This window comes from Niallia sp., assembly GCF_031978665.1.
Classification (GTDB): Bacteria; Bacillota; Bacilli; order Bacillales; family Cytobacillaceae; genus Niallia.
In genome coordinates, this window is sequence record NZ_DALZDK010000022.1 from 52,323 (window position 1) to 56,088 (window position 3,766).

The window sequence follows — 3,766 nt, forward strand, 5'->3', positions numbered from 1 at the left end:
AACTTCCATTGTTTAGACTTCGGGTTACTAGGAACAATCCTTATAAAACAGGCTTCGTTAAAATTTTTCTAGTATCACTTTTCTATGGAAACATGTGTTTCTATGATATGATATTATTTACATATAAAGAATTATGGAGATAGAAAAAAGGGGGGTTATTGGATGACTGTTCGCTTATTAGCAGGTCGATCTGGTACCGGAAAAACCACGTTCTGTATAGAAGAAATCCAAGCGAAGCTTGCCGAAAATCCGGAAGGCAATCCCATTATTTATATCGTCCCAGATCAGATGACCTTTTTATCAGATCAGCGATTGCTATCTGGGTCTAATGTTCAAGGAATGTTCCGGTCGCAAGTATACAGCTTCACCCGGCTTGCATGGAGAGTATTGCAAGAAACTGGTGGAATTAGTCGCTACCATATAAATAGTATCGGTGTGAATATGCTCATTCGCAAGATTATTGAAGAGAATAAAAGTGAGCTAACCCTGTTTAAAAAGGTTGCCGATAAAAATGGATTTATAGAGCAGGTTGAACAATTAGTTACTGAATTTAGAAGATATACGGTTACTCCTGAAGAACTGCTATCCACAAAAGAGCAAATAGTGGACAGCCAAGAATCAGCGAAGGCGTTAATGGATAAAATCAGAGATCTTGAATTAATATATGAGAAATTTGAAGAAAGGCTGATTGGTAAATATATCGACGGGGAAGATTATTTCCGTCTACTTGCGGAAAAGATGAGCGAATCCTCTTATTTGAAAAACGCGGAAATTTATATTGACGGTTTTTATAGCTTTACTCCCCAGGAATATTTGATCATCCAGCAGTTAATGCATCTATGTATAAATGTGACAATTACCAATACATTAGATCCTTTCTCTTTACAAAATGATGAATTAAGCTTATTCCGAATGTCGACAGAATCCTTCCAAACCATCCACGCGATGGCAAAGCAATTAGGAGTCGATGTGAATATTGTAGAGTTCACCAAATTTAGCAAGCATAGTCATCCGTCATTGGAACATATAGAAAATCATTTTGACAGCAGACCAGCTGAAGCCTATCTAGAAGAGACAACGATTAGATTTGCTGAAAGCATTAATCCACGGGCAGAAATAGAAGGAATTGCGCGGGAAATTGTGAAGCTTGTTAGGGATAAGCATTATCGCTATCGAGAGATAAGTTTACTGTCTCGTAATTTGTCTACGTATCAGAATATAATTGAAACTGTTTTCAGAGATTACAATATTCCCTTCTTTATTGATCAGAAAAGCAGGATGCATGATCACCCTTTAGTAGAGCTAATTCGTTCTTCTTTAGAAATTTTTGAAATGAATTGGCGTTATGAGCCTGTATTTCGTTCGATAAAGACAGAATTGCTCTTCCCGCTCCATGAACGCAAAAATAATATTCGGGAAAAGGTGGACAGGCTTGAAAATTATTGCCTTGCTTATGGAATAAAGGGAAATAAGTGGACTTCCAAAGAGCGCTGGAAATATAGAAGAATCCAAGGCCTAGAATGGGAACAAGGAGTTCAGACAGATACAGAAAAGGAATTCGAGCAAGAATTAAATGAGCTACGTCTGTCTTTAACCGCGCCGTTAATTCGCCTTCAAAACCGTTTGAAAAGAGGGAAAACAGGAAGAGCCAAATGTGAAGCATTATATCTATTTTTAGAAGAACTTGAAGTACCGATCAAAATGGAATACTGGAAGAATGAGTTAGAGGAAAAGGGAGAGCTAGTAAAGGCTGGTGAACATGACCAAGCATGGAATAGTATAGTGGAACTACTAGATCAATTTGTAGAAATACTAGGAGAAGAGGAATTTTCAATCAAGCAATTTGCAACAGTTATTAATGCAGGCTTAGATACATTGAAATTCTCCCTAGTTCCCCCAGCTTTAGATCAAGTTTTGATTGCGGATTTGGAGCAATCTCGCTTAACTGATATAAAAGTTGCCTTTGTTATCGGTCTGAATGAGGGTATTTTTCCATCGAGATTTCAAGATGAAGGAATTCTAGCAGACACTGATAGGGAAGCTTTACAGCAAAAAGGGATGAAGCTTGCTCCTACAAGTAAAATGAGATTATTAGACGAGGAATTTCTTGCATACAAAGCATTTACAACACCATCTGATTATCTTTATTTAACCTATCCGCTAGCAAACGATGAAGGTAAATCTATTTTGCCGTCTACTTATATCAAAAGAATGCGAGATTTATTTCCTAAAGCAACAACTATTTACTATATGTCAGACCCGAAAGAACTATCAGAAGAAGGGCAGTTAGACTATGTGGTTCATTTTCAAACAACTTTGTCTTATTTAACAGGGCAGCTTTATTTAAAGAAAAGAGAGTATCCTATCTATGATTTTTGGTGGGATGTTTACAATGAATATATGGAGAGTACGAATTGGCGAGGACCTGCCAAAAAAGTGTTTTCTAGTTTAACCTATCAAAATCAAACAGAAAAATTATCGGAACAAACAAGTAGCGAATTATATGGGGAAACCATTTCAGCAAGTGTATCCAGAATGGAATTATTTCACGCTTGTCCGTTTTCGCATTTCGCCACCCATGGATTAAAGCTTCGAGAACGACAAGTATATCGCTTAGAAGCTCCTGCTATAGGTGATTTATTTCACGCTGCATTAAAATATATTGCAGAAACGGTTATGCATAAAGAGTTGATGTGGTCTAACTTAACAAGGGAGCAATGTGAAGCTTTAGCAAGAGATGCAGTAGATATGCTTGCACCTAAATTGCAGAACGAAATATTGCTAAGCACAAATAGACATCATTATATAAAAAGAAAGCTGGAGCAAATCATAAGCAGAGCCTCTCTTATTCTAAGTGAGCATGCAAAGCACAGTGGTTTCTCGCCAATCGATTTAGAATTAGAATTTGGCCCAAAAGGTAAACTGCCGTCAATTTCTTTTCCATTGAAAAACGGCACAAATATGAATTTGATTGGAAGAATCGATCGTGTAGATAAAGCGGTTGTTGGAGAAGAAGTCTATCTAAGAGTCATCGACTATAAATCAAGTGGCCAAGAATTAAACATGAATGAAGTCTATTATGGCTTGTCTTTACAGATGCTAACTTATTTAGATTTAATTATTACAAACAGCACGATTTTAGTAGATAAGGAAGCTAGTCCAGCTGGAGTATTATATTTTCATGTGCACAATCCAATGATTTCGAGTAAAAAAATATTAACATTAGATGAAATTGAAGAAGAGCTATTAAAGAAATTTAAAATGAATGGGCTAATGCTTGGGGAAGAACGAGTCATTCAATTAATGGATGAGACATTGGAAAAAGGGAATTCTCCGATTGTACCAGCAGGTCTTAAAACAGATGGAACCCTTACGAAAGCTTCTAAAGTCGCAACGAGAGAAGACTTTAATGAATTGCAAAAATTTGTTCGTCACAAATATAGGGATTCTGGAAATAAGATTATTAGTGGGGAAGTAGGCATAGAACCGTATCGTTTAAATGATAAAAAGCCTTGTACTTTCTGTTCCTTTAAATCTGTTTGTCAATTTGATGAAGCGTTAGAAACCAATCAATATAGACAATTGCCAGCTTATTCAAAGGATGAGGTACTGCAATTAATCCGAGAGGAGGCTAATACGAATGAAAGAAATTAATATACCGGACAAGCCAGCAGATGTTACCTGGACAGATGATCAATGGAAAGCGATTATGTCTAGCGGCAAGGACATTTTAGTTGCTGCAGCAGCAGGTTCTGGTAAAACAGCC

General features: G+C 36.8%; 2 protein-coding genes. Both read left to right on the forward strand.

The annotated features are described in order from the left end of the window. Window positions 1-162: 162 nt before the first annotated feature. Window positions 163-3,654 (forward strand): helicase-exonuclease AddAB subunit AddB, encoded by a 3,492-nt coding sequence (gene addB, locus RTL21_RS13350; RefSeq protein WP_312096377.1) that lies wholly within the window; start codon window positions 163-165, stop codon window positions 3,652-3,654. Continuing rightward, window positions 3,641-3,766: UvrD-helicase domain-containing protein (locus tag RTL21_RS13355; protein WP_312096412.1), on the forward strand; the 126-nt coding region annotated here is incomplete at its 3' end. The genes addB and RTL21_RS13355, both read left to right, overlap by 14 nt.

What these genes read in the sequence shown, in the direction of transcription:
- addB (WP_312096377.1), top strand. Translation starts at nt 163, where the DNA reads ATGACTGTTCGCTTATTAGCAGGTCGATCTGGTACCGGAAAAACCACG.